The sequence below is a fragment of the Nocardioides xinjiangensis genome (assembly GCF_017916455.1).
Lineage (GTDB): Bacteria > Actinomycetota > Actinomycetes > Propionibacteriales > Nocardioidaceae > Nocardioides > Nocardioides xinjiangensis.
Genome location: NZ_JAFMSY010000001.1, coordinates 36642 through 59145 on the forward strand (window position 1 = coordinate 36642; position 22504 = coordinate 59145).

24 protein-coding genes are annotated in these 22504 nt (G+C 74.0%); 13 read left to right on the forward strand and 11 right to left on the reverse strand.

The genetic code is table 11. The features are described 5' to 3' along the window. Positions 1-7: 7 nt before the first annotated feature. From J3P38_RS00195 to J3P38_RS00210, 4 genes are read left to right on the forward strand one after another with little or no spacing between them, the layout of a single operon-like run. On the forward strand, positions 8-1375 hold the full coding sequence (locus J3P38_RS00195; protein ID WP_307807608.1) for a glutamine synthetase family protein: 1368 nt from the start codon (positions 8-10) through the stop codon (positions 1373-1375). 20 nt (positions 1376-1395) lie between these two features. Then, positions 1396-2748 (forward strand): aldehyde dehydrogenase family protein, encoded by a 1353-nt coding sequence (locus tag J3P38_RS00200; RefSeq protein WP_210502301.1) that lies wholly within the window; start codon positions 1396-1398, stop codon positions 2746-2748. A 43-nt stretch (positions 2749-2791) separates the two neighbouring features. Further along, complete coding sequence (locus J3P38_RS00205) at positions 2792-3571, forward strand: 3-oxoacyl-ACP reductase (RefSeq protein ID WP_210437534.1); 780 nt, start codon at positions 2792-2794, stop codon at positions 3569-3571. A 3-nt stretch (positions 3572-3574) separates the two neighbouring features. Beyond that, positions 3575-4297 carry a gamma-glutamyl-gamma-aminobutyrate hydrolase family protein gene (locus J3P38_RS00210; RefSeq protein WP_210502302.1) on the forward strand — a complete coding sequence of 241 codons (723 nt, stop codon included), beginning with the start codon at positions 3575-3577 and terminating at the stop codon, positions 4295-4297. Here the strand turns inward: J3P38_RS00210 and J3P38_RS00215 are convergent. Next, positions 4288-4743 (reverse strand): VanZ family protein, encoded by a 456-nt coding sequence (locus tag J3P38_RS00215; protein ID WP_210502303.1) that lies wholly within the window; start codon positions 4741-4743, stop codon positions 4288-4290. The genes J3P38_RS00210 and J3P38_RS00215 overlap by 10 nt on opposite strands. A gap of 46 nt (positions 4744-4789) precedes the next feature. Here J3P38_RS00215 and J3P38_RS00220 point away from each other — a divergent pair, with 46 nt between their 5' ends. Together J3P38_RS00220 and J3P38_RS00225 are read left to right on the forward strand one after the other, a co-directional pair. Then, positions 4790-6505 (forward strand): bifunctional 3'-5' exonuclease/DNA polymerase, encoded by a 1716-nt coding sequence (locus J3P38_RS00220; RefSeq protein WP_210502304.1) that lies wholly within the window; start codon positions 4790-4792, stop codon positions 6503-6505. Continuing rightward, positions 6502-6666: a hypothetical protein gene (locus tag J3P38_RS00225; protein WP_210437538.1), complete on the forward strand. Its 165-nt coding sequence runs from the start codon at positions 6502-6504 to the stop codon at positions 6664-6666. The genes J3P38_RS00220 and J3P38_RS00225 overlap by 4 nt, the downstream gene beginning before the upstream one ends. A gap of 10 nt (positions 6667-6676) precedes the next feature. On the opposite strand, the gene J3P38_RS00230 is transcribed toward J3P38_RS00225, so the two are convergent. Continuing rightward, positions 6677-6901 carry a hypothetical protein gene (locus tag J3P38_RS00230; protein WP_210437539.1) on the reverse strand — a complete coding sequence of 75 codons (225 nt, stop codon included), beginning with the start codon at positions 6899-6901 and terminating at the stop codon, positions 6677-6679. Between the two features lie 133 nt (positions 6902-7034). On the opposite strand from J3P38_RS00230, the gene J3P38_RS00235 reads away from it, so the two are divergent. From J3P38_RS00235 to J3P38_RS00245, 3 genes are all read left to right on the forward strand, one after another. After that, positions 7035-8789 (forward strand): BCCT family transporter, encoded by a 1755-nt coding sequence (locus J3P38_RS00235; protein WP_210502305.1) that lies wholly within the window; start codon positions 7035-7037, stop codon positions 8787-8789. Between the two features lie 18 nt (positions 8790-8807). Next, positions 8808-9389 carry a LysR family substrate-binding domain-containing protein gene (locus J3P38_RS00240; protein WP_210502306.1) on the forward strand — a complete coding sequence of 194 codons (582 nt, stop codon included), beginning with the start codon at positions 8808-8810 and terminating at the stop codon, positions 9387-9389. A 90-nt stretch (positions 9390-9479) separates the two neighbouring features. After that, positions 9480-10544: an NAD-dependent epimerase/dehydratase family protein gene (locus tag J3P38_RS00245; RefSeq protein ID WP_210502307.1), complete on the forward strand. Its 1065-nt coding sequence runs from the start codon at positions 9480-9482 to the stop codon at positions 10542-10544. 45 nt (positions 10545-10589) lie between these two features. Here J3P38_RS00245 and J3P38_RS00250 read toward each other — a convergent pair whose 3' ends face one another. The 5 genes from J3P38_RS00250 to J3P38_RS00270 form a co-directional block, all read right to left on the reverse strand. Then, complete coding sequence (locus J3P38_RS00250) at positions 10590-10958, reverse strand: Rieske (2Fe-2S) protein (RefSeq protein ID WP_210437543.1); 369 nt, start codon at positions 10956-10958, stop codon at positions 10590-10592. Positions 10959-11028: 70 nt separating this feature from the next. After that, a complete protein-coding gene (locus J3P38_RS00255) occupies positions 11029-11595 on the reverse strand; it encodes a nucleosidase (RefSeq protein ID WP_210502308.1) in 567 nt (188 codons plus the stop codon). After that, a complete protein-coding gene (locus J3P38_RS00260; protein WP_210502309.1) occupies positions 11588-12262 on the reverse strand; it encodes a sulfotransferase in 675 nt (224 codons plus the stop codon). The genes J3P38_RS00255 and J3P38_RS00260 overlap by 8 nt, the downstream gene beginning before the upstream one ends. A 3-nt stretch (positions 12263-12265) precedes the next feature. Beyond that, on the reverse strand, positions 12266-13711 hold the full coding sequence (locus tag J3P38_RS00265; RefSeq protein ID WP_307807610.1) for a GuaB1 family IMP dehydrogenase-related protein: 1446 nt from the start codon (positions 13709-13711) through the stop codon (positions 12266-12268). A 29-nt stretch (positions 13712-13740) separates the two neighbouring features. Then, entirely contained in the window at positions 13741-15171 is a 1431-nt protein-coding gene (locus J3P38_RS00270; RefSeq protein ID WP_210502311.1) for a pyridoxal-dependent decarboxylase, read from the reverse strand. Positions 15172-15268: 97 nt separating this feature from the next. Between J3P38_RS00270 and J3P38_RS00275 the strand changes: the two genes are divergently transcribed. Beyond that, positions 15269-15562, forward strand: coding sequence for a YiaA/YiaB family inner membrane protein (locus J3P38_RS00275; protein WP_210437548.1), 294 nt, complete (start codon positions 15269-15271; stop codon positions 15560-15562). 108 nt (positions 15563-15670) lie between these two features. Here J3P38_RS00275 and J3P38_RS00280 read toward each other — a convergent pair whose 3' ends face one another. Both J3P38_RS00280 and J3P38_RS00285 read right to left on the reverse strand, forming a co-directional pair. Beyond that, the gene (locus tag J3P38_RS00280) at positions 15671-16885 is read right to left on the reverse strand and encodes an acyl-CoA dehydrogenase family protein (protein WP_210437549.1); all 1215 of its coding nucleotides are present in this window, start codon (positions 16883-16885) and stop codon (positions 15671-15673) included. Between the two features lie 52 nt (positions 16886-16937). After that, positions 16938-18311, reverse strand: a complete 1374-nt coding sequence (locus tag J3P38_RS00285) for an acyl-CoA dehydrogenase family protein (protein WP_210502312.1) — start codon at positions 18309-18311, stop codon at positions 16938-16940. A gap of 88 nt (positions 18312-18399) precedes the next feature. On the opposite strand from J3P38_RS00285, the gene def reads away from it, so the two are divergent. Genes def through J3P38_RS00300 form a run of 3 tightly spaced genes read left to right on the forward strand, consistent with a single transcriptional unit; the run spans position 18400 to position 20479 of the window. Further along, positions 18400-19017: a peptide deformylase gene (def, locus tag J3P38_RS00290; protein ID WP_210502313.1), complete on the forward strand. Its 618-nt coding sequence runs from the start codon at positions 18400-18402 to the stop codon at positions 19015-19017. A gap of 7 nt (positions 19018-19024) precedes the next feature. Then, positions 19025-19816 (forward strand): TrmH family RNA methyltransferase, encoded by a 792-nt coding sequence (locus J3P38_RS00295; protein WP_210502314.1) that lies wholly within the window; start codon positions 19025-19027, stop codon positions 19814-19816. Positions 19817-19828: 12 nt separating this feature from the next. Further along, positions 19829-20479: a DedA family protein gene (locus tag J3P38_RS00300; protein ID WP_307807612.1), complete on the forward strand. Its 651-nt coding sequence runs from the start codon at positions 19829-19831 to the stop codon at positions 20477-20479. Here the strand turns inward: J3P38_RS00300 and J3P38_RS00305 are convergent. Beyond that, a complete protein-coding gene (locus tag J3P38_RS00305) occupies positions 20427-21242 on the reverse strand; it encodes a TrmH family RNA methyltransferase (protein ID WP_307807613.1) in 816 nt (271 codons plus the stop codon). The two genes, J3P38_RS00300 and J3P38_RS00305, sit on opposite strands and share 53 nt — an antisense overlap. Next, positions 21235-22485 (reverse strand): uroporphyrinogen-III C-methyltransferase, encoded by a 1251-nt coding sequence (cobA, locus tag J3P38_RS00310; RefSeq protein WP_210502315.1) that lies wholly within the window; start codon positions 22483-22485, stop codon positions 21235-21237. Before cobA ends, J3P38_RS00305 begins: the two co-directional genes overlap by 8 nt. Positions 22486-22504: the final 19 nt, after the last annotated feature.

Here is a 22504-nt window from a genome sequence, read left to right on the forward strand (position 1 = left end):
AGACCACGTGAGCACACGCAACGACCGGCACCTCAGCATGGACGACCTGCGCCGACGCATCGAGGCCGGCGACGTCGACACCGTCGTGGTCGCCTTCACCGACATGCAGGGCCGGCTGCAGGGCAAGCGGCTGCACGGGCGGTACTTCCTCGACCACGTCGTGGGCCACGGCACCGAGGGCTGCAACTACCTGCTGGCCGTGGACGTCGACATGAACACCGTCGACGGCTACGCGATGACGTCGTGGGAGCAGGGCTACGGCGACATGGAGCTCGTCATGGACGAGCGGACGATCCGGCTGCTCCCGTGGCTGCCGGCGACCGCGATGGTCCAGTGCGACCTCGAGTGGGCCGACCACCGGCCGGTGTCGGCGAGCCCGCGGGCGATCCTGCGTGCGCAGCTCGCGCGGCTCGAGGAGCGCGGCCTGGTCGCGATGGCGGGCACCGAGCTGGAGTTCGTCATCCACGAGGACACCTACGAGGAGGCGCGCCTCAAGGGCTACCGCGACCTCGTGCCCGCCAACCAGTACAACATCGACTACTCGATCCTCGGCACCACGCGGGTCGAGCCGCTGCTGCGCGACATCCGCAACCACATGTACGCCGCGGGGCTCGACGTGGAGGGCGCCAAGGGCGAGTGCAACTTCGGCCAGCACGAGATCGGCTTCCTGTTCGACGACGCGCTGACCACGGCCGACAACCACGTCGTCTACAAGAACGCCGCGAAGGAGATCGCCGCCCAGCACGGCAAGTCGATCACGTTCATGGCCAAGCCCAACCAGCGCGAGGGCAGCTCGTGCCACATCCACCTGTCGCTGCGCGGGGCCGACGGGGACCTCGTGTTCTGGGACGACGCCCGAGACGCGCGTACGCCGCTCTACGACAGGTTCGTCGCAGGCGTGCTGGCCACCGCCGCGGACTTCGCCCTGTTCTTCGCGCCCAACATCAACTCCTACAAGCGCTTCGCCGACGGCTCGTTCGCACCCACCACCCTCGCGTGGGGCCTCGACAACCGCACGTGTGCCGTGCGCCTGGTCGGGCGCGGCGCCGGCGCGCGGATGGAGAACCGCATCCCCGGAGCCGACGCGAATCCCTACCTCGCGCTGGCGGCGATGATCGCCGGCGGGCTGCACGGCATCGACCACGAGCTCGAGCTCGAGCCCGAGCTCACCGGCAACGCCTACGCCTCCGACCGGCCGCGCGTGCCGAGCACCATGGGTGCCGCACGTGAGCGGTTCCACACCTCCGAGGTGACCCGGGCGACCCTGGGCGACGACGTCGTCGACCACTACGCCAACATGGCCGACGTCGAGCTGGCGGCCTACAACGCCGCCGTCACCGACTGGGAGCTCGTCCGCGGGTTCGAGCGGCTCTGAGGAAGGCACCGGACACAGACATGAGCACGCTGATCAACCCCGCCACGGGCGTCGAGATCGACGCCTCCCCCGCCTCCGCGACGCTCGAGGAGGCCGACGCCGCGATCGAGCGGGCCGCCGACGCCTTCGCGGCCTGGCGCGACGTCGCGCCGGGCGAGCGCGCGCGGCTGCTGCGCACCTTCGCCGCCGTCGTCGACGAGCACCTCGAGGAGCTCGCCCGGCTCGAGGTCCTCAACGCCGGCCACACGATCGGCAACGCCCGCTGGGAGGCCGGCAACGTCCGCGACTGCCTGAACTACTACTCGGCTGCGCCGGAGCGGCTCTTCGGCCGGCAGATCCCGGTGCCGGGCGGCACCGACATCACGTTCCACGAGCCGCTGGGCGTGGTGGGCGTCATCGTGCCCTGGAACTTCCCGATGCCGATCGCGGCCTGGGGCTTCGCCCCCGCGCTCGCGGCCGGCAACACGGTCGTGCTGAAGCCGGCGGAGCTGACACCGCTGACCGCGATGCGGATTGGCGAGCTCGCGCTGGAGGCGGGCCTGCCCGAGGGCGTCCTCACCGTCGTCCCCGGCAAGGGCTCCGTCGTGGGCGAGCGCTTCGTCACCCACCCGCTGGTGCGCAAGGTCTGCTTCACCGGCTCCACGGCCGTCGGCAAGCAGATCATGGCCGGCTGCGCCGACCAGGTGAAGCGGGTGACCCTCGAGCTCGGCGGCAAGAGCGCGAACATCGTCTTCGCCGACGCCGACGTGGCCGCGGCCGCCGCGAGCGCGCCGTACGCCGTGTTCGACAACGCCGGGCAGGACTGCTGCGCGCGGTCGCGCATCCTCGTGCAGCGCGCGGCGTACGACGAGTTCGTCGGGCGGCTCGAGACCGCCGTCAAGGCCCTGCGCGTGCTCGACCCGGCCGACGAGCAGAGCGAGATGGGCCCGCTGGTCTCCGCGGGCCAGCGCGACGCCGTGCGGTCCTACGTCGAGGGCGCCAGCGTCGCGTTCACCGGCACCGCGCCCGACGGCCCCGGGTGGTGGCTGCCGCCGACGGTGGTCGAGTCGCGCGACACCGGCGAGGCGGTGTGGCGCGAGGAGGTCTTCGGCCCGGTGGTCGCGGTGATGGCCTTCGACGACGAGGAGGAGGCCGTGGCGCTGGCCAACGACACCGAGTACGGCCTGTCCGGCTCGATCTTCACCTCCGACGTCGGCCGGGCGCTGCGGGTCGCCCGCGCCGTCGAGGCCGGCAACCTGTCGGTCAACAGCCACTCCTCGGTGCGCTACTGGACGCCGTTCGGCGGCTACAAGCAGTCCGGACTCGGCCGCGAGCTCGGGCCGGACGCGCCCGACGCGTTCACCGAGGAGAAGAACGTCTTCATCGCGCACTGAGACCACGCGCGACCCCCTGATCGGCACCACGAGAGGAACAGGCATGGCAGGACGCATCGAGGGCCGCACGGCAGTCGTCACCGGCGGGTGCAGCGGCATCGGGCTGGCGACCGTGCGGCGCTTCGTCGAGGAGGGCGCGCGCGTCGTCGTCGGCGACATCGACGACGCCGCCGGGGAGGCGCTCGCCGCGGAGCTCGGCGGGCCCGACGCGGTGACGTACGTGCACGTCGACGTGACCTCCAAGGAGCAGGTCGACGCGCTGTTCCGGACGGCCAAGGACACCTACGGCTCGGTCGACATCGCGTTCAACAACGCCGGCATCTCGCCGCCGGAGGACGACTCGATCCTCGACACCGACCTCGACGCCTGGCGGCGCGTGCAGGAGGTCAACCTCACCAGCGTCTACCTGTGCTGCAAGGCGGCCCTGCCCTACATGCTCGAGCAGAAGCGGGGGTCGATCATCAACACCGCGTCGTTCGTCGCGGTCATGGGCGCGGCCACGTCGCAGATCTCCTACTCCGCGTCCAAGGGCGGTGTGCTGTCGATGTCGCGCGAGCTCGGGGTGCAGTTCGCGCGCGAGGGGGTGCGGGTCAACGCGCTCTGCCCGGGCCCGGTCAACACGCCGCTGCTGAAGGAGCTGTTCGCCAGCGACGCCGAGCGGGCGGCCCGCCGGCTGGTGCACGTGCCGATGGGCCGGTTCGGCGAGCCCGAGGAGATGGCCAACGCCGTGCTCTTCCTCGCCTCGGACGAGTCGAGCTTCATGACCGCCAACACCTTCCTGGTCGACGGCGGCATCTCCGGCGCCTACGTCACGCCGCTCTGAGCCGTGCCCGCCGACGCGCCCCTCGTCGGGCTCACGACCTACCGCCAGCAGGCCTCCTGGGGGGTCTGGGACACCCGCGCCGACCTCCTGCCGACGGAGTACGCCGTCGCGGTGGAGCTGGCCGGCGGGGTGCCCGTGCTGCTGCCGCCGGTCGCGCTGCCGGAGGCGGCCGGCCGCGTGGTGTCGCGCCTCGACGCGCTCGTCGTCTCGGGCGGCGCCGACGTCGACCCGGCGAGGTACGGCGCCGAGCCGCACCCGCGGACGGCGGCGTGGCAGCCGGACCGGGACGACTGGGAGCTGGCCCTGCTGGGCGCCGCCGCGGAGGCCGGGCTGCCGGTGCTCGGGATCTGCCGCGGCATGCAGCTCATGGCGGTCCACGCCGGCGGGACGCTGCACCAGCACGTGCCCGACCTGGTGGGCCACGACACCCACTCCCCCGGCGGTGACGCCTACGGCGACGTCGCGGTGACCACCGAACCGGGGTCGCGGCTCGCCGGCCTCGTCGGGCGCGAGCTGGAGGTCGGCTGCCACCACCACCAGTCGGTCGCCAGCCACCCCGGCTTCACGGCCGTGGCGCGGTCGGCGGACGGGACGCTGGAGGCGATGGAGGCCACCGGCGAGCGCTTCTGCCTCGCGGTGCAGTGGCACCCCGAGACGCGGGTGGAGGTGGGCCTGATGGCCGGGCTCGTGGCCGCCGCGCGGGAGCACGCAGCCCGTCAGCCGTGACGCGCCCGCTGCCGACGTCGGCGCACCGCGGCCGGCCAGGTGAGCACCATCGCGAGGACGATGCCGGCGAACATGCCGATCGAGTTCGCCGCGACGTCGCGCGGGTCTGACACGCGGCCCGGGACCTGGCGCTGGATGCCCTCGATCATCGACGTCAGCACGATGCCGGCGGCCAGCGCGACGAGCCAGAGCCGGGTGCCGACGAGGAGCAGCACGAACATCCCCAGCGGGACGAACAGGCCGATGTTGGCGAGGAACTCGACCCGCTCCACGCTCAGCCGGCTCGTCAGCGGGTCGAGGTCGGGGTAGCGCTGCAGCCGCGCCAGCACGCGGGCGGCCAGGCGTTGGTAGTCCGGCTGGGACCCCGCGGGCGTCAGCGTGACCAGCCCGACGAAACCGAGGTAGAGCAGCGTCAGCAGGCTGAGGAACGGGTGGCGGTGCAGCACGCGCCCATCATCCCCGCCGTCGCAGTCGTGCGAGAGGCTGTCCCCCATGACCCGCCTCCAGCTCTCCCGCCTGCCGGGCGAGCGGGTGCTGGTCACCGGGGACGGACCCGCCGAGACGCTTCCCGCCGCCGCGCTCGCGGCGTACGTCCGCGAGCGCGAGGCCGGGCCGACGCGGCACCGCTGGGTATGGGACGACACGGCTCGCTGGTATCCGCCGCTGCTGAAGGCGGGCGTGCGGGTGGAGCGCTGCCACGACCTGCGGCTCTGCCACCGGCTCCTCGCCCGGGCGCCGGCCGTCGACGACGTCCTGCTCCGGGGCGAGGACTCCGAGATCTGGGACCGGCTGCGTCCGGCCGCGCCGAGCGACCCGGTGCTGTTCACCGCGCACGACGCGGCCGACCACCTGCGCGCCGACCTCGAGGACGCACGACAGGTCGCCGCCGTCGCTGCGTCCCCCGAGGCCGCCCGGCTCACCCTCCTGCTGGCAGCCGAGTCGTCCGGCGCGCTGGCGGCCGCCGAGATGACGTACGCCGGGGTGCCGTGGCGGGTCGACGTCCACGAGGCCCTGCTCGCCGAGCGGCTCGGGCCACGACCGCCACGCGGTGCCCCGCCGCGGCTGCTGGCGGAGTGCGCGGACGAGGTGCGCCGCCTGCTCGACGCGCCGGGCCTCAACCCCGAGTCCCGCCCCGACCTCCTCGCCGCCCTGCGCCGCGCCGGCATCGACGTCCCGGACACCCGGGCCTCGACCCTGCGCCGGGTGGCGCACCCGGCGATCGAGCCCCTGCTGCGCTACAAGAAGCTGGCCCACCTGTTCCAGACCCACGGCTGGGCCTGGATCGACGAGTGGGTCGGCGGCGGCCGGTTCCGCCCGTCCTACCAGCCCGCCGGCTCGGCCACCGGCCGATGGTCCTCCAACGGCGGCGGGGCGCTCTCCTTCCCGGTGCAGGTGCGCTCCGCGGCCGTCGCCGACGAGGGCTGGGTCCTCGTCGTCGCCGACGTCGCCCAGCTCGAGCCGCGGGTCCTGGCCGGGATGAGCGGCGACCGCGAGCTCGCTCGCGCCGCGCGGGGCGCGGACCTCTACCAGGGGATGGTCGACGCGGGCGCCGTCGCGTCACGGCAGGACGCCAAGCTCGGCCTGCTCGGGGCGATGTACGGCGCCACGAGCGGCGAGAGCGGGCGGATGGTCGCCGGGCTGACGCGCCGCTACCCCCGGGCGTTCGGGCTGGTCGAGGAGGCCGCCCGGGCCGGTGAGCGGGGGCAGGTGGTGCGCACCCTGCTCGGGCGCGGCTGCCCGCCCCTCGGCGGGTCCTGGGACAAGTCGCCCGACGCACCGCCCGCGGACCTCGCCGACCAGGACCGGAACCGTCGGGCGTACGGCCGGTTCACCCGCAACTTCGTGGTGCAGGGCACCGGCGCGGAGTGGGCGCTGTGCTGGGTCTCCGAGCTGCGCAACCGGCTGTGGCGCCTGGGAGGCGAGGGCCCGCTCGAGACCCGGCCCCACCTCGTGTTCTTCCTCCACGACGAGGTCGTCGTCCATGCGCCCGCGAGCCTGGCGGACGCCGTGGCCGCCGAGGTCGGCGCCGCCGCGGCCGCCGCCGGCCGGCTGCTCTTCCGCGAGCTGCCCGTCGACTTCCCGCTCACGGTCTCGGTCGTGCGCTCGTACGCCGAGGCGGGCAAGCCGCATGCCGGGACTGCCGCGGACGCCGGGACCGGCGCCCGGGGTGGCCGGCGTGCCGACGGGGCACCTATCGTGGGCGAATGAGCCAGGACGCGCAGCCGGTCGGCGAGCCCGACGTCATGCAGATGTTCGACAGCGACGCGGGACCGGGACTGGCGTGCCGCGTGTGCGGGGCCCTGGTCAGTGACGCGGGGGGCTACCCACGCGCGCACTGGGACTGGCACGAGGCGTCCAACGGCGCCTGAGCCGCCGGCGTCACGCCCCCTGGCCGAGGGGCTCGATCTCGCCGCGCTCGACGAGGTCCTCGAGGGCCAGCCCACATCCCGACTGCCACTGGCCGTCGTCGTCCTCGAAGGAGACGACCGCCTCGCCCGAGCACTGGCCTCCCCCTCCCTGGTCGGCGTGGTAGGAGCATCGTCCCTCCGCGGCCGGGCTGCCCGGCGCGTGCAGGGACGGGTCGAACGTCTGCGATGGCTTCATGCCGCTCACCTCCGCTCCCACAGTGGCACTCCCACCCCTTGTGGCGCCCCACCCCTGTGGTCCTTGTCTCACCCGGCGCGCGGGCGCCCCGCGCGGGGTTGCCTCGGGCGGAGATTCTTGGTCTGGTCGGGGGATGGCCACCGGCATCGAACACCCGCGCGACCTGCCCACCCCTGACCGGAGCGAGGAGCCGCACCCGGCCCTGGAGGCCGCCATCGAGTCCAGGGTGCCCCGGGAGCGGGGCGTGGACAAGCTCGTCTTCGGCGTCACCGCGCTCGTCAGCCTGGCGTTCCTCACGTGGGGCTTCGTCAGCACCGGCAGCCTCGCCGACGCCTCGGCCGGCGGCCTGGCCTGGACGATGGAGAACACCGGCTGGCTGTTCGTCCTCACCTCCAGCGCCTTCGTGGTCTTCGTGATCTGGCTGGCGCTCGGCAAGTTCGGCAACATCCCGCTCGGTCGCGACGACGAGGACCCGGAGTTCGGGACCATCTCGTGGGTCGCGATGATGTTCAGCGCCGGGATGGGCATCGGCCTGATGTTCTACGGCGTCAGCGAGCCGATCTCGCACTTCGTCACGCCGCCGCCCGGGACCGGCGAGGCGGGCAACCCGGAGGCCGCGCAGAACGCCATGGCGACCACGCTCTTCCACTGGACGCTGCACCCGTGGGCGATCTACGCCGTGGTGGGCCTCGCGGTGGCGTACGGCGTCTACCGCAAGGGCCGCCTGCAGCTGATCAGCTCCGCCTTCGAGCCGATCCTGGGCCGCCACGCCCGCGGTGCCGGCGGCAAGGCGATCGACATGTTCGCGATCTTCGCGACCCTGTTCGGCTCCGCCACCTCCCTCGGGCTCGGCGCGCTCCAGATCCAGTCGGGACTGCAGATCGTCGCCGGGCTCGGCGACACCGGCAACGCCGTCCTGGTGGGCATCATCGCCGTGCTCACGGCTGCCTTCGTGCTGTCGGCGGTCTCCGGCGTCGCCAAGGGCATCCAGTGGCTGTCCAACGTCAACATGGTGCTGGCCATCGCCCTGGCACTGTTCCTGTTCGTCGTCGGTCCGACCGTCTTCATCCTCAACCTGCTGCCGACCTCGATCGGGAGCTACGTCGGCGACCTGCCCATGATGGCCGCGCGGACCGCGGCCGAGGGCCCGGAGACCAGCGACTGGCTCTCGACCTGGACGGTCTTCTACTGGGCGTGGTGGCTGTCCTGGACGCCGTTCGTCGGCATGTTCATCGCCCGCATCTCGCGCGGGCGCACGATCCGCCAGTTCGTCACGGGCGTGCTGCTCGTCCCCAGCCTGGTGAGCGTGGTCTGGTTCTGCATCTTCGGCGGCACCGCGATCGACCTGCAGATGGACGGCACGGACATCGCCGGTGCCGGCGGCCTCGAGGCGCAGCTCTTCAGCACCCTGGAGGCGTACCCGCTCGCGACCGTGTCGAGCATCGCCGTCATGGTGCTGGTCGGCATCTTCTTCGTCAGCGGGGCCGACGCCGCGTCGATCGTCATGGGGTCGCTCTCCGAGCGCGGCACGATCCACCCGAGCCGCCCGACCGTCGTCTTCTGGGGCGTGGCCACCGGCGCCGTCGCCGCGGTGATGCTGCTCGTCGGCGGCCAGGACGCCCTCAGCGGCCTGCAGACCATCACGGTGATCGCCGCCCTCCCGTTCGTCCTGATCATGGTCGGCCTCGCCGTGGCGCTGGTGAAGGACCTCGCCCAGGACCCGATGGTGGTGCGGCGCAGGTACGCCATCGAGGCGGTGGAGGCGGCGGTCATCACGGGCGTGACCGAGCACGGCGACGACTTCGTGCTGTCCGTCGAGAAGGGTCAGTCGGACACCGGCGAGGCCGGAGAGGCCGGCGAGGACCGGGCCGGGCACCCGCACGCCTGACGGCCTAGTGTCGGCGTCATGACCGACTCCCTTCGCATCGGCTTCGTCACCGGCGCCACGCCGGACAAGTGGGCGCGCCACTGGCGCGACCGCCGCCCCGAGCCCCTGGAGCTGGTGCCGGTGAGCGAGGAGGAGCAGCTCGCCGGCGTGCACGACGGCACCCTCGACATGGCGCTGGTCCGCCTGCCCGTGGACCGCGACGGCCTGCACTGCGTGCGCCTCTACGACGAGCTGCAGGTCGCGGTGGCCTCGCGCGAGCACGTGCTGGCCGCCGCCGACGAGGAGGTGACCACGGCCGACCTCGTCGACGAGCAGCTCGTGCGCCCGCACGCGAGCGGCTGGACGCCGACCGCCGAGCAGCTCGAGTGGCCGCCGATGAGCGAGCAGGAGGCGGTCGAGACGGTCGCGGCCGGCACGGGCATCGTGGTGCTGCCGATGTCGGTGGCCAGGCTGCACCAGCGCAAAGACGTCGTGAGCCGCGTCGTGGCCGACCTCGAGCCCACGACGATCGCCCTCGTGTGGCGCGTCGAGCGCGACGACGCCGTCACGCAGGCGTTCGTCGGGGTGACGAAGGGGCGCACCGCGAACAGCTCGCGCTGAGCCGCCACGCGCGACGCGGGTGCACAGGCCGCCTGCTGGGTACGGGTCGGACGAGCGGGCGTCGGTCGCCCGCCGCGAGGAGGAGACGACATGCGCATCGTGATCACCGGCGCCAGCGGGAACGTCGGGTCCGCCCTGCTCCGCAGGCTGGCGGACGGCGGCAGCCACGAGCTGGTCGGACTGGTCAGGCGTCCCCCCGGGAACGGCGACCCCTTCCCGGACACCGAGTGGATCCCGGTCGACCTCACCGACGACGACCCCTCCACGCTCCGCCTCGCGTGCGAGGGTGCGGACGCCGTCGTGCACCTCGCCTGGGGCTTCCAGCCGACCCACCGGGAGGACTACCTCGAGGAGCTCGGCGTCGGCGGCACCAGGCGCGTCATCGAGGCCGTCATCGCGGCCGGGGTGCCGCACCTGGTGCACATGTCCTCGGTCGGCGCGTACTCACCGAAGCGCGACGACGCCCGGGTCGACGAGGACTGGCCGACCGGCGGCGTGCGCAGCTCGATGTACAGCCGGCACAAGTCCGCCGCCGAGCGGCTCCTCGACGCGCTGGAGCGCGACCGTCCCGAGCTCGTGGTGAGCCGGATGCGTCCGGGCATCGTGGGGCAGGGACGAGCCGGCAGCGCCCTGCTGCGCTACGGCCTGCCGGCGCTCGTGCCGTCCGGCGTGATCGACCACCTGCCGGTGCTGCCGCTCGACCGCGGCCTCGCCGTCCCGATGGTCCACGCCGACGACGTCGCGGACGCCATCGCCCGCACCCTGGAGGCCCGGGCGCCCGGCGCCTTCAACCTCGCCGCGGAGCCCGTCATCACCGCCCAGCACATCGCGGACGCCCTGCAGGCGCGCCTCGTCCACGTCCCGTCGGCCGCGGTCCGCGCCGCGGTGTCCGCCAGCTGGCACGCCCGGCTCCAGCCGCTGGACCCCGGCTGGATCGACATGGCCTACGCGCTGCCGCTGCTCGACACGACCAGGGCGCTCACCGAGCTCGGGTGGTCGCCCACGAAGGACGCCACGGAGGTCCTGGCCGAGACCCTCGCCGGCATGCGGGACGCCGCCGCGGGCCGCACGCCGGTGCTCCGACCCCGCACGGTCGCCAGCGGCCTGCTCCGCGCCCTGCGGCGCGGACCGGTGAGCAGCCGTCGCGAGCCCTGAGGCCGGCCCGCCCATCGGCCGGCCGCCCCGGCGCGCGGCAGCGGGTCACGTGGGGCGCCGGCTCACCACGATCTCGGCACCCACACGGACGGCGCGCCCGACGCGCAGCCGCAGCACCTTGGCGTAGCCCCGCACGAACTGGGTGTACCCGGGGGTGGGGCCGTGGTAGCCGAGGAAGCCCTTGGGGCCGCTCACCATGTCGCCGGTCGTGACGTCGTAGCGCGACTGGTGCCAGGGGCAGACGAGGCAGCCGTCCGCGTCGATGGTGCCCTCCGACAGGTCGGCGAGCTGGTGGCGGCAGCGGCGCGAGACCGCGAACAGCTCGCCGTCCCGGTTGCCGACCGCCCAGGTGCCGGCGCGGGTCACGCTGCCCGGGGGCAGCTGGTCGGCAGGGACGCTCGAAGACTTGGTCATGGCACCAGCCTGCGGCGCGCTCGTCGCCGGGCCAACGCCCCGGGGGGTGAGCCCAGCGGCCGCCTCCGGCCTACCGACCGGCCAGCGGGGGCGCGCCGTCGCGCAGCCAGGTGCCGAGCGCCCGCGCTGACGCATCGACGAGGGTCGGCCAGTCCAGGGCGGACTCGTCGGCGGTGTCCGACACGTGCTTGACGAGGCGGACCGGGACGCCGGCCTCCCGGGCGGCCCACGCGACGGCGTAGCCCTCCATGTCCACGAGGTGGGCGCGCGCGGCGAGGGCGTCACGGACGGCCGGGTCGCTGACGAAGACGTCGCCGGTGGCCAGCACGACGTCGGACTCCCCCACCTCGAGGCGCTCCTGCGGGTCGTAGCCGAGCGCACGGACGACGTCAGCGCTGAGGTCGTGGTTGAGCACCACCCCGGGCTCGAACAGCCCGGCCAGTCCCGGACGCAGGGCACCGGCCGTGCCGACGTTGAGCACGGTGAGGCCGGCGAGGTCGTCGTACGACGCCAGGGCGCGGGCGGTCGCGGCCGCGGCGCGGGTCTTGCCGAGGCCCGTCACGAGCAGCGGCAGCCCGGGCGGCACGTGGGCGGCCTCGGCAGCCGTGGCGGAGACCACGAGCAGGCGCTCAGCCACGGTGCCTGCCCCGGCGCGAGTGCGGCGTGGCGAGGACCGACTCCACCGCGGTGAGGTCGAGCTCCTCGCCGAGCCAGTCGAACAGCCCGCGGAGCACCGTCGGGTCGGCGACGTAGTCGTCGTAGTGCACCCGGAAGACCGACTCGCCCAGGCCCTCGGCGGCGCTGAGCATCCGCTCCTCGATCCGCCGGACGCGACCGAGCGGGTCGTCCTTGTGCGTCCAGTAGTTGCTCGCGGCGACGTCCTCGAGCCGCCGGGTGTTGAGCACGAAGCGCGCACCCGGAAAGACCTGTCGCAGGAACTCGAGGTAGTCCGGCAGGTCCTCGTCGTACCAGCGGATCTCCTTGTAGCCGGTGACCCGGGTGCCGGGCTCGGGACGCAGCAGCGTTGCCTCGGCCAGCGCGCGGATGTGGGCGAGGGAGACGTCCTCGGGGAAGGCCTCGATGCCGAACCACGGGTGGGTCGGCTGGCTCGCCCGGGCCGCGTCGACGCGCGCCCTCTCGACCAGCCCGCTGCGGTGGAACTCGTAGAGGTGGCGCATCGCGTGCCGGTTCTCCCCCCGCAGCAGCCAGCCGGGAATGGAATTCAAGATGCCCATCAGCAGCGTGGAGCCCGACCGGCCGTAGGTCATCACGAAGACGTAGTCGCGCGGCGCCGTCTCAGCCACGGGTCACCAGGACCTGTCGAGCGGGCGGCCCTCGTGGAAGCCGGCCGCGGACTGGACGCCGACGAGCGCGCGCTCGTGCAGCTCGGCGAGGGTGGCGGCACCGGCATAGGTGCACGACGACCGGACGCCCGAGCAGATCTGGTCGATGAGGTCCTCCACGCCGGGGCGCTGCGGGTCGAGGTACATCCGCGAGGACGAGATGCCCTCCTCGTAGAGCCCCTTGCGGGCGCGGTCGTACGACGACTCCCCCGAGGTCCGGTTGGCCACCGCCCGGGCGGACGCCATGCCGAACGACACCTTGAACGCTCGCCCGTCGGCGTCGTGCATCAGGTCGCCCGGCGACTCGTGCGTGCCGGCGAACCAGGAGCCGATCATCACCGACGACGCGCCGGCGGCCAGCGCGAGGGCGACGTCGCGCGGGTGGCGCACTCCCCCGTCGGCCCAGACGTGCTTGCCCAGCTCGCGGGCGGCGGCCGCGCACTCGAGGACCGCCGAGAACTGCGGCCGGCCCACCCCGGTCATCATCCGCGTCGTGCACATCGCACCCGGCCCGACGCCGACCTTGACGATGTCGGCGCCGGCCTCCACCAGCGCCCGGGTGCCCTCGGCGGAGACCACGTTGCCGGCCGCCACGGGGACGGACGGGGAGAGGTCGCGCACCGCCTTCAGCGCGTGCAGCATCCGGTCCTGGTGGCCGTGCGCGGTGTCGACGACGAGGCAGTCGACGCCGGCGGCCAGCAGGTCCGCGGCACGGTCGGCGACCTCGCCGTTCACCCCGACGGCGGCGGCGATCCGCAGCCCGCCGGCGGCGTCCACGGCGGGGGTGTAGAGCGTGGCGCGCAGCGCGCCGAGCCGGGTCAGCACCCCGACGAGCTCGCCGGACTCCGACACCGCCACCGCCAGGGGCGCCTTCGCCCGCTCGATGGCGTCGTAGACCTCCCGCGGGTCGGTGCTCGCCGGGACGGTGACGACGGCGGGGTTCATCACGGTCGCGACCTGGGCGAAGCGGTCCACGTCCGCGCAGTCGGCCTCCGACACCACGCCGACGGGGCGGCCGTCCTGGACCACCACGGCGGCCTTGTGCGCCCGCTTGGGGATCAGCGAGAGCGCCTCGGCCACCGTCTGGTCGGGGCGCAGCTCGATGGGGGTGTCGAAGACCCGGTGGCGCTGCTTGACCCAGGCCACCACCTCGGCGACCACCGGGATCGGGATGTCCTGCGGGATGACCGTGATGCCGCCGCGTCGCGCGACGGTCTCGGCCATCCGCTTGCCGGCGATCGCCGTCATGTTGGCGACGACGAGCGGCAGGGTCGCGCCGGTGCCGTCGGAGGTCGCGAGGTCGACGTCGTAGCGGCTGGCGACCGAGGAGTGCCTCGGGACCATGAAGACGTCGTCGTAGGTCAGGTCGTGGGCCGGGGCCGCACCGGACTCTGCGTGGAGGAACTGCACGTGGGCATAGTCTACGCGGCCCGGCGGGCTCATCCGTGCACGGCCGCTGCCTCCTGCAGGGCGCGCCACGCACGGTCGACGTCCGCCTGCGTCGTGCGCCAGCTGCCGACGGCGAGCCGGATGGCCGCCCGGCCGCGGACCGTCGTGTGCGACAGGTAGGCCTCTCCCGAGGCGTTGACCGCCTCCATCGCCGCCATCGTCTCCTCGTCGCCCGCCACGAGGCGGAAGACCACGAGGGACAGCGACGGCTCGGTCACCATCTCGAAGCGCTCGTCGGCGGCCACCAGGCCCGCGACGTGCTGGGCCAGGGCGACGCCGCTGCGGACGTGCTCGCGCAGCCCGCTGAGGCCGTAGGTGCGCAGCACCGCCCACAGCTTGAGCGCGCGGAACCGCCGCCCCAGCTGCGGGTGCCAGTCGCGATAGTCCACGACCTCGCCCGACTCCGTCGCGGCGTTGCGGAGGTACTCGGGGAGGATCGACAGCGCTCCGGTGAGGGCCGTCCGGTCCCGCACCCAGAACGTGCTGCAGTCGAACGTGGTCAGCAGCCACTTGTGCGGGTTGGTCACGAACGAGTCGGCGGCCTCCACGCCGGCGAGGTGGCCGCGGAGCTCGGGACACACGGCGGCGACCCCTGCCCAAGCCGCGTCGACGTGGACCCACATGTCCGCCGTGCCCGCGACCTCGGCGACCGCGGCGATGTCGTCCATCGCGCCGGTGGAGGTGCTGCCGGCCGCGACGTGCACCATCAGCGGCCGCAGCCCGCCGGCGACGTCCTCGGCGACCGCCGAGCGCAGCGCCTCGACGTCGACGGCCTGGGTCGCCGGGTCCACGTCGACGACGCGGACGGCCTGCTCGCCGAGGCCCGCCATCACCGCGGCCTTCACCAGCGACGAGTGGGCCTGCGTGGAGCCGTAGACGCGCCACCGGCCGCCTCCGACCCCGCTCGCGCGGGCCTCGCCGCCGCTGGCGCGGTGCAGCGCGGCGAGCAGCGCGGTGAAGGTCGCCGTCGAGGCGGTGTCCTGAATGACCCCGCCCCCGGGGCCGTCGCTGCGGAACGCCGCGGGGAGGCCGAGCGCCTCGCCGAACCAGTCCAGGACGGCCTGCTCGACCTCGGTGACCGCCGGGCTGGTGGCCCAGATCATCCCCTGGGCGCCGATGCCGCTGGAGAGCAGGTCGCCGAGGATCGCCGCCGGCGAGGAGTTGGCCGGGAAGTAGGCGAAGAACCGCGGGTGCTGCCAGTGCGTCAGCCCTGGCACGACCACGCGGTCGAGGTCGGCGAGCAGCGCGTCGAACGGCTCGGCGTCCTCCGGCGCCGCCGGCGGGAGCATCCGGCGTACGTCGCCGGGCGCGACCGGCGAGCGCACCGGCAGGTCGTCGAGGGAGGCCCAGTAGTCGGCGATCCAGTCGATCGCGGCGTGCCCGTTCCGGCGGAACTCCTCGGGCGACATGTGCTCGGACATGGGGCGAAACGTACCGGCCCGGATCGGGTGCGCGTACTCAGGTGGGACGGGTAGTGCGACAGGTCCCCGCGGTCGCGGAGGGGAGCACGCTGCTGCCATGACCACCAAGCCCGACTCCACCGCCAAGAACACCACCGCCTTCGCCGCCCAGGCCGCGATCTCCTTCGGCGCCTCGCTCTTCGCGATGCTCGTCGCCGTCTACTTCATGGAGGCCGATCCGTGGGTCAAGGGGTTCCTCGCCCTCGGCACCCTCTACCTGACCACCTCGGCGTTCACGCTCGCGAAGGTCGTGCGCGACATGCAGGAGGACCAGCGCGTCTTCCACCGCATCGACCAGGCGCGCGTCGACAAGCTGCTCGCCGAGCACGACCCCTTCAAGGCCGTCTCCTGACCCGCGTCCGTCCACTGCCGGCACGAAGCCCCTCCCGGAGCCCGGGAGGGGCTTCCTCCACGCGTGGCCTCGTGGGTCGCCTCGTGGGTGGCCGCGTCGCGGCGCGGCTCAGCGCAGCTCGGCGCTGGTGAGCCCGAGGACCCTGCGGGCCACGATCAGCTGCTGGATCTGCTGGGTGCCCTCGAAGATGTCGAGGATCTTGGAGTCGCGGGCCCACTTCTCGAGCAGCTCGGCCTCGCTGTAGCCCAGGGTGCCGCACAGCTGCACGCACGACAGCGTCACGTCGGAGCCGACCCGCCCGGCCTTGGCCTTGGCCATCGATGCCTCCAGCGAGTTGGGCTTCCGGTTGTCCGCCATCCAGGCCGCCTGCATCATCAGCAGCCTCGCCCCCTCCCAGTCGGCCTCGAGCCGGAGGAAGGTCGCGGCGGCGGCCGACTGCGACTGGGCGGGCCGGTCGTGGTCGATGACCACGCCGGCCTGCTCGAGCAGGTCGCGGGTGAGGTCCAGGGCGGCCCGGGCGCAGCCGACGGCCATCGCCGCCACCAGCGGCCGGGTGTTGTCGAAGGTCGCCATCGCGCCGGCGAACCCGGAGCTGGTGTCGATCTCCGGCGAGCCGAGGAGGTCCTCGGCCGGCACCCGGCAGTCGGTGAAGGTGATCGCCGCGGTGTCGGAGGCGCGGATGCCCAGCTTGTGCTCGAGCCGCTCGACCTTGAGGCCCGGGTTGTCCTTGCGGACGAGGAACGACTTGATCGCCGCGCGGCCCAGGTCCTTGTCCAGGGTGGCCCACACCACGACGCTGTCGGCGCGGTCGCCGGAGGTGACGTAGATCTTCTCGCCGTTGATGACGTACTCGTCGCCGTCCCTGACCGCGGTGGTCGTGATGCTCGCCGAGTCCGACCCGGTCCCGGGCTCGGTGATCGCCATCGCCGCCCAGGTGCCGCGGTAGCGCTCGAGCTGCTCCTCGTTCGCCACCGAGGCGATCGCGGAGTTGCCCAGCCCCTGCCGGGGCATCGACAGGAGCAGCGCGGTGTCGCCCCAGCACATCTCCGCGATCGAGAGCACGGACGCGAGGTTCGCGCCGTTGCGGACCGTGCCCTCCCCGGCCGGCGCCGACTCCCTGCGGACGCCGCCGGCTCCGGCGCCGCCGGTCGCACCGGTCTCGGACACGCCGTCGATGAGCGCGGCGAGCATGTCGAGCTCCTTGGGGTACGCGTGCTCGGCGCGGTCGTACTTGCGCGAGATGGGGCGCAGCATGTTCATCGCCAGCTGGTGGGCCTGGTCGACCAGGCCCGCGTGCTTGCGGGGGACCTCGAGGTTGATCATCGCCGGGGCCCCCGTTCGGAGCGGAGCGAAGCGAGCATTCGAATGGGGTTGTTCATACCATCACCACGCCTTCCATCACGCCGACGGCCCGCAGGTCGCGGTACCACCGCTCGACCGGGTGCTCCTTGACGAACCCGTGGCCACCGAGCAGCTGCACGCCGTCGAGGCCGATCCGCATGCCCTTCTCCGTGCACAGCTGGCGGGCCAGGCCGACCTCGCGGGCGAAGTCCTCGCCGCGGGTGGCGCGGGAGGCGGCCTTCCACGTCAGCAGCCGCATCGCCTGGAGCTCGATGGCGATGTCGGCCACCATGAAGGCGACCGACTGCCGGTGGCTGATCGGCTCGCCGAAGGCCTCGCGCTCGTTGACGTAGTCCTTCACGTGGTCGAGGACCGCCTGGCCGGTGCCGACCGCGAGCGCGCACCACGCCAGGCGCGAGAGGCGGACGCACTCGGCGTACGCTTCGCCGGCGGTGTCGCCGAGCAGCGCGTCGGCACCCAGGCGCACGCCGGTGAGGTGCAGGCGCGAGAGCCCGGCGGCGCGCACGCCCATCGAGGGGTCGGCCTCGACCTCGAGCCCCTCCGTGCCGGACTCGACGAGGAAGAGCGCGGGAGTGCCGTCGAGCATCGCGGCGACCACGAACAGCTCGGCCTCCGCGCCCCGGACGACCGCCGACTTCAGGCCGTCGAGGACGTAGCCGTCGCCGTCGCGCAGGGCGGTCGTGGACAGCGTGAACGGGTCGAACAGCACGGTCGGCTCGGCGATCGTCAAGGCGGCGACGGGGACGCCCGATCCGTCGCCGTCCCCGGTGAACGCGGGGAGGTAGGTCTGCTGCTGGGCCTCGGTGCCCCAGAGCCCGATCGCCGTGGCGACCGCACCGGGCGCGAGCGTCGCGACGGCGAGGCCCATGTCGCCGTGCGCCAGCGCCTCGGCCACCAGCGTCCCCGCCATCGCCGAGCGCTCCTCCATGATCCCGCCGAGGGAGTCGGGGACGCCGAGCCCGGGGAGGCCGACGTCCTGCGCGGCGGCGAGCACCTCGGGTGGCGGCGCGCACGCCTCGTCGGCCGCCGACGCGGCGGGCCGCAGCACCTCCTCGGCGAGCTCGCGCGCGACGTCGAGGAGCATCGCCTCGTCCTCGGTCGGCGTGAGGTCGAAGACACCGCTGGACGCGGCGCTCGCGGGCCGGGTGCCGGCGGTGCGCCGGCCGGCCCGGGCGAACGTGCGGCCTGCGGCCGTCGCCACCCGGAAGCCGTTGCGCGTGGTGGAGTAGACGACGTGCTCGGCCTGGCGCCGCAGCCCGACGCGGTCGATGAGGTCGCTCTGCGCCAGCCGGTTCACCGCGGCGACGGCGAGGCCAATGGGGTCGCGCGTCTCCCGGGTCGACAACCCGTGCCGCCCGCCCGGTCGGAGGCTGCTCATGATGGACATGGCAAAACTGTAACTAGGAGTTACACGTCGCGCCAGTCGCTCACCCGTGGTGAGTGCCGCGCTCCGCCCCCTCGTTAGGATCCACGGCATGTCCGCCGACCGACCGACCGACGCCCCCGCCGAGCCCCGGGCGCCGCACGGCCCGCTCCCCGAGGGCGGGAGGGTGCGTCCCATCACGCGGTGGGGCACGCCGGTGATGCACCGCCCGCAGGCCGGCGTGACGACGTACGACGAGGCGCTGGCCGCGCTCGCCGCCGACATGGTCGCGACCATGTACGCCGCCGACGGCGTCGGGCTGGCGGCCTGCCAGGTCGGCGAGGACGTCGCGATGTTCGTCTTCGACTGCCCCGACGCCGACGGCGTGCGCACCGTCGGCGTGGTGTGCAACCCGGTGCTCACGCTGCCGGAGGGCAGGGACCGCCGGCTCGAGGACGACGACGAGGGCTGCCTCTCCTTCCCGGGCTCCTTCGAGTCCTGCCCGCGCCCCGACTGGGCGCGTGTCGACGGCCAGGGCCTCGACGGGCAGCCCGTGTCCTTCGAGGGGACCGGCCTGCTCGCGCGCTGCCTGCAGCACGAGACCGACCACACCCTCGGCACCGTCTTCGGTGACCGGCTCTCGGCGAAGGCCCGCAAGCGGCTCGAGCGGAAGCACCAGGCCGCCGCGGAGGACTACCCGCCCACCTGGCCCGCCGACGCCTCGGCGTGAGCGCGGCATGACGGACCTGCGGATCACCCGCGAGAACGCGCGCTTCCAGCAGTGGGAGGCGCTGCTGACCAACCGCGCCAAGCGGCACCGCAACCGCGAGCTGCTGGTGCAGGGCGTCCGCCCGATCACCCGCGCCGTCGAGGAGGGGTGGACGGTGCGCGCCTTGCTGCGGGCCGAGGGGGCGGCCTCCGCCTGGTCCGACCGGCTCTGGTCCAGCACCGGCGCCGAGCGCGTCGTCCTCTCCCCCGCGCTGCACGCGCGCCTCAGCGGCAAGGACGGCGCCGAGCTCGTCGCCGTGGTCGAGATGCCGGAGGACGGGGTGGAGCGGCTCGCCGACTCCTCCCGGCCCCACGGACCGGTCGTGGTCCTCGACCGGCCCACCAGCCCCGGCAACATCGGCACGCTGGCACGCTCGGCCGACGCGTTCGGCGCCTCCGCGCTCGTGGTCACCGGCCACGCGGCCGACCCCTACGACCCGCAGGCCGTGCGGGCCAGCACCGGCTCGCTGTTCGCGCTGACGGTCCTCCGCGTCCCGGGTCCGGGCCCGGTCGTCGAGTACGCGCACGCGCACGGCTACCGGATCGTCGGCACCGACGAGGAGGGCACCCCGCTGGCCGATGTCGCGCTCGGCGGCCGCGTGCTCGTCGTGGTCGGCAACGAGACCACCGGCCTCTCGTCGGGCTGGCGTGCGGCCTGCGACGACGTCGCGAGCATCCCGATGGTCGGCACCGCCTCGTCGCTCAACGCGGCCGTGGCCGGCTCCATCGTGCTCCACGAGGCGCTGCGGCAGCGCGGCTGACGGGGCCTCGGGGTGCAAGCGGTTCTCGACTGGGTCGTCCTCGTCATGCGCACGGTCGGCTCACCCGGCGTCGGGCTGGCCACCGCGCTGGAGACCGTCTTCCCGCCGGTGCCCAGCGAGCTGGTGCTGCCGCTCGCGGGCTACACGGCCAGCCAGGGCCACTACGGACTGCTCGCCGCGATCCTCTGGGCCACGGCGGGCTCGCTGGCGGGCGCGCTCGTCCTCTACTGGCTGGGCGCGGCGTGGGGGCTGGAGCGCACCTGCGCGCTGGCCGACCGCATCCCGCTCATGCGGGCGGACGACGTGCGCAAGGCCGTCGCGTGGTTCGGCGACCACGGCCGGGCCGCGGTCCTCCTCGGCCGGCTGGTGCCGGGGGTGCGCAGCCTCGTCTCGATCCCGGCGGGGGTGGACCGGATGCCGCTGGCGACGTTCTGCCTCTTCACCACGATCGGCAGCCTGGCGTGGAACTCCGCGCTCATCCTCGCCGGCTACGAGCTCGGCGCGCAGTGGCACCTCGTGGAGTCGTACGTCGGGCCGGCGAGCAACGTGGTCTACGTCCTGGTCGCGGTGGTGCTGGTCGTCGTGGTCGCCCGCCGGTGGCGGCACCGGGTCAGCGGCGGGCCGCGACGTAGCACGCGACGGCGCTCGCCGCGGCCACGTTGAGCGAGTCGATCCCCGCCGCCATCGGGATGATCGCCCGCCGGTCGGCCGACTGCTCCCACCGCTCCGACAGCCCGTGCCCCTCGGACCCCAGGACCAGGGCCAGCCGGTCCACGCCCGCCACCGCCTCCTCGATCGGCACGGAGTCGGGTCGCAGCGTCAGGGCGACCGTGGTGAAGCCGCGCGCCGCCAGGCCCGGCAGGGCGTCGTACCAGTCCGGCAGCCGCGTCCAGGGCGTGGTGAACACCGCGCCCATCCCGACCTTGATCGACCGCCGGTAGAGCGGGTCGGCGCACCGCGGGGCCAGCAGCACCGCGTCGAAGCCCAGGGCCGCCCCCGACCGGAAGATCGCGCCGACGTTGGTGTGGTCGACGACGTCCTCGAGGACCAGCACCGACCGCGCCCCCGCGAGGACGTCGTCGACCGACGGCAGGGGCCGCCGGCGCAGCGACGCGAGGGCACCGCGGTGCACGTGGAAGCCGGTGACCTGCTCGATGAGCGCCTCGGAGAGCACGTAGCACGGACCGGAGCCGCGGGCGACGACGTCGGCGAGGCCGTCGAGCCAGCGCGGCGCCATCAGGAACGACCGCGCGTCGTAGCCCGCCTCGACGGCGCGCCGCACCACCTTCTCCCCCTCGGCGAGGAACAGACCGTGCTCGGACTCGAGGTGCTTGCGCAGCTCCACGTCGCGCAGGTCGCGGTAGTCGGCGAGGCGCGGGTCGCCGGGGTCGGAGATCTCGACGACGTCCACGGGGCGCTCAGGCACGGGGGTAGTGCCCGGGGCGGGCGACGGCCACCACCTCGCCGACGACGATGATGGCCGGCGGCACCACCTCGTGGGCGGCGAGGTCGGCGGCCAGCGTGCCGAGCGTGGACAGCACCGTGCGCTCGGTCGGCATGGTGCCGTCGACGATCACGGCGACCGGGGTGTGGGCGGAGCGGCCGCCGTCGAGGAGCGCGGCGGCGATCGCGGGAGCGTTGTCGACCGCCATGAGCAGGACCAGCGTGCCGGAGAGCCCGGCGACCGCCGACCACTCGACCAGCGAGTCCGGGTGGCCGGGGGGCAGGTGCCCGGAGATGACGGTGAACTCGTGCGCGACGCCACGGTGGGTCACCGGGATGCCGACCCGCGCCGGGACGGCGATGGCCGAGCTCAGGCCGGGCACCACGGTGACCGGCACGTCGGCCGCCGCGCACGCCAGCAGCTCCTCGTAGCCACGACCGAAGACGAAGTTGTCGCCGCCCTTGAACCGCACGACGCGCTTCCCGGCGCGCGCCCGGTCGACGATGAGCTCGTTGATGCGCTCCTGCGAGGCGGAGCGCCCGCGCGGGAGCTTGGCGACGTCGATCAGCTCCACGTGCGGGCCGAGCTCGTCGAGCAGCTCGCGCGGTGCCAGTCGGTCGGCGACCACCACGTCGGCGGACGCCAGCGCGTGCCGGGCGGCGACCGTGACCAGCTCCGGCTCTCCGGGTCCGCCACCCACCAGCACCACGCCGGGGCTGCGGTCCAGCGCGTCCGAGGCGGTCAGGTGCCCGTCGCGCAGCGCGGTGACGATGTCGTCGCGGAGTGCGGCCGACCGGCGCGGCTCGCGGTTGCCCAGCACGCCCACGGTCACGCTGCCGTGGCGGCCGACGGCCGGGGTCCACGCCGTGCCGCCCAGGGCATCGTCGGCGCGGACGCAGAACGTGTGCCGCTCCTCGGCCGCCGCGACCACGCGCGCGTTGACGGCCGGGTCGTCGGTGGCGGCGACGACGTACCACGCACCGTCGAGGTCGCTCTCGGCGAAGTCGCGCAGGACCAGGGTGAGCTCGCCGGCGAGTCCCTCGATCGCCGGGGTGACCTCCGGGCTCACCACGAGCACGTCGGCACCGCTGGCGAGGAGCGCGGGCACCCGGCGCTGCGCCACGTGGCCGCCGCCGACGACGACCACCCGGCGGCCGGTGAGCACCAGTCCCGCGAGGTAGGGATGGGGGTCGGCCGAGCCCGGTTGCGCAGTGGTGGTGCCCATGCCTCATTGTCTCTGGCCC

Bases quoted from the DNA above. Each gene is read 5' to 3' on its own strand.
- J3P38_RS00200 (WP_210502301.1), top strand. From the start codon at position 1,396: ATGAGCACGCTGATCAACCCCGCCACGGGCGTCGAGATCGACGCCTCC.
- J3P38_RS00205 (WP_210437534.1), top strand. From the start codon at position 2,792: ATGGCAGGACGCATCGAGGGCCGCACGGCAGTCGTCACCGGCGGGTGC.
- J3P38_RS00220 (WP_210502304.1), top strand. From the start codon at position 4,790: ATGACCCGCCTCCAGCTCTCCCGCCTGCCGGGCGAGCGGGTGCTGGTC.
- J3P38_RS00225 (WP_210437538.1), top strand. From the start codon at position 6,502: ATGAGCCAGGACGCGCAGCCGGTCGGCGAGCCCGACGTCATGCAGATG.
- J3P38_RS00230 (WP_210437539.1), bottom strand. From the start codon at position 6,901: ATGAAGCCATCGCAGACGTTCGACCCGTCCCTGCACGCGCCGGGCAGC.
- J3P38_RS00235 (WP_210502305.1), top strand. From the start codon at position 7,035: ATGGCCACCGGCATCGAACACCCGCGCGACCTGCCCACCCCTGACCGG.
- J3P38_RS00240 (WP_210502306.1), top strand. From the start codon at position 8,808: ATGACCGACTCCCTTCGCATCGGCTTCGTCACCGGCGCCACGCCGGAC.
- J3P38_RS00245 (WP_210502307.1), top strand. From the start codon at position 9,480: ATGCGCATCGTGATCACCGGCGCCAGCGGGAACGTCGGGTCCGCCCTG.
- J3P38_RS00250 (WP_210437543.1), bottom strand. From the start codon at position 10,958: ATGACCAAGTCTTCGAGCGTCCCTGCCGACCAGCTGCCCCCGGGCAGC.
- J3P38_RS00270 (WP_210502311.1), bottom strand. From the start codon at position 15,171: ATGTCCGAGCACATGTCGCCCGAGGAGTTCCGCCGGAACGGGCACGCC.
- J3P38_RS00275 (WP_210437548.1), top strand. From the start codon at position 15,269: ATGACCACCAAGCCCGACTCCACCGCCAAGAACACCACCGCCTTCGCC.
- J3P38_RS00280 (WP_210437549.1), bottom strand. From the start codon at position 16,885: ATGATCAACCTCGAGGTCCCCCGCAAGCACGCGGGCCTGGTCGACCAG.
- J3P38_RS00285 (WP_210502312.1), bottom strand. From the start codon at position 18,311: ATGTCCATCATGAGCAGCCTCCGACCGGGCGGGCGGCACGGGTTGTCG.
- def (WP_210502313.1), top strand. From the start codon at position 18,400: ATGTCCGCCGACCGACCGACCGACGCCCCCGCCGAGCCCCGGGCGCCG.
- J3P38_RS00295 (WP_210502314.1), top strand. From the start codon at position 19,025: ATGACGGACCTGCGGATCACCCGCGAGAACGCGCGCTTCCAGCAGTGG.
- cobA (WP_210502315.1), bottom strand. From the start codon at position 22,485: ATGGGCACCACCACTGCGCAACCGGGCTCGGCCGACCCCCATCCCTAC.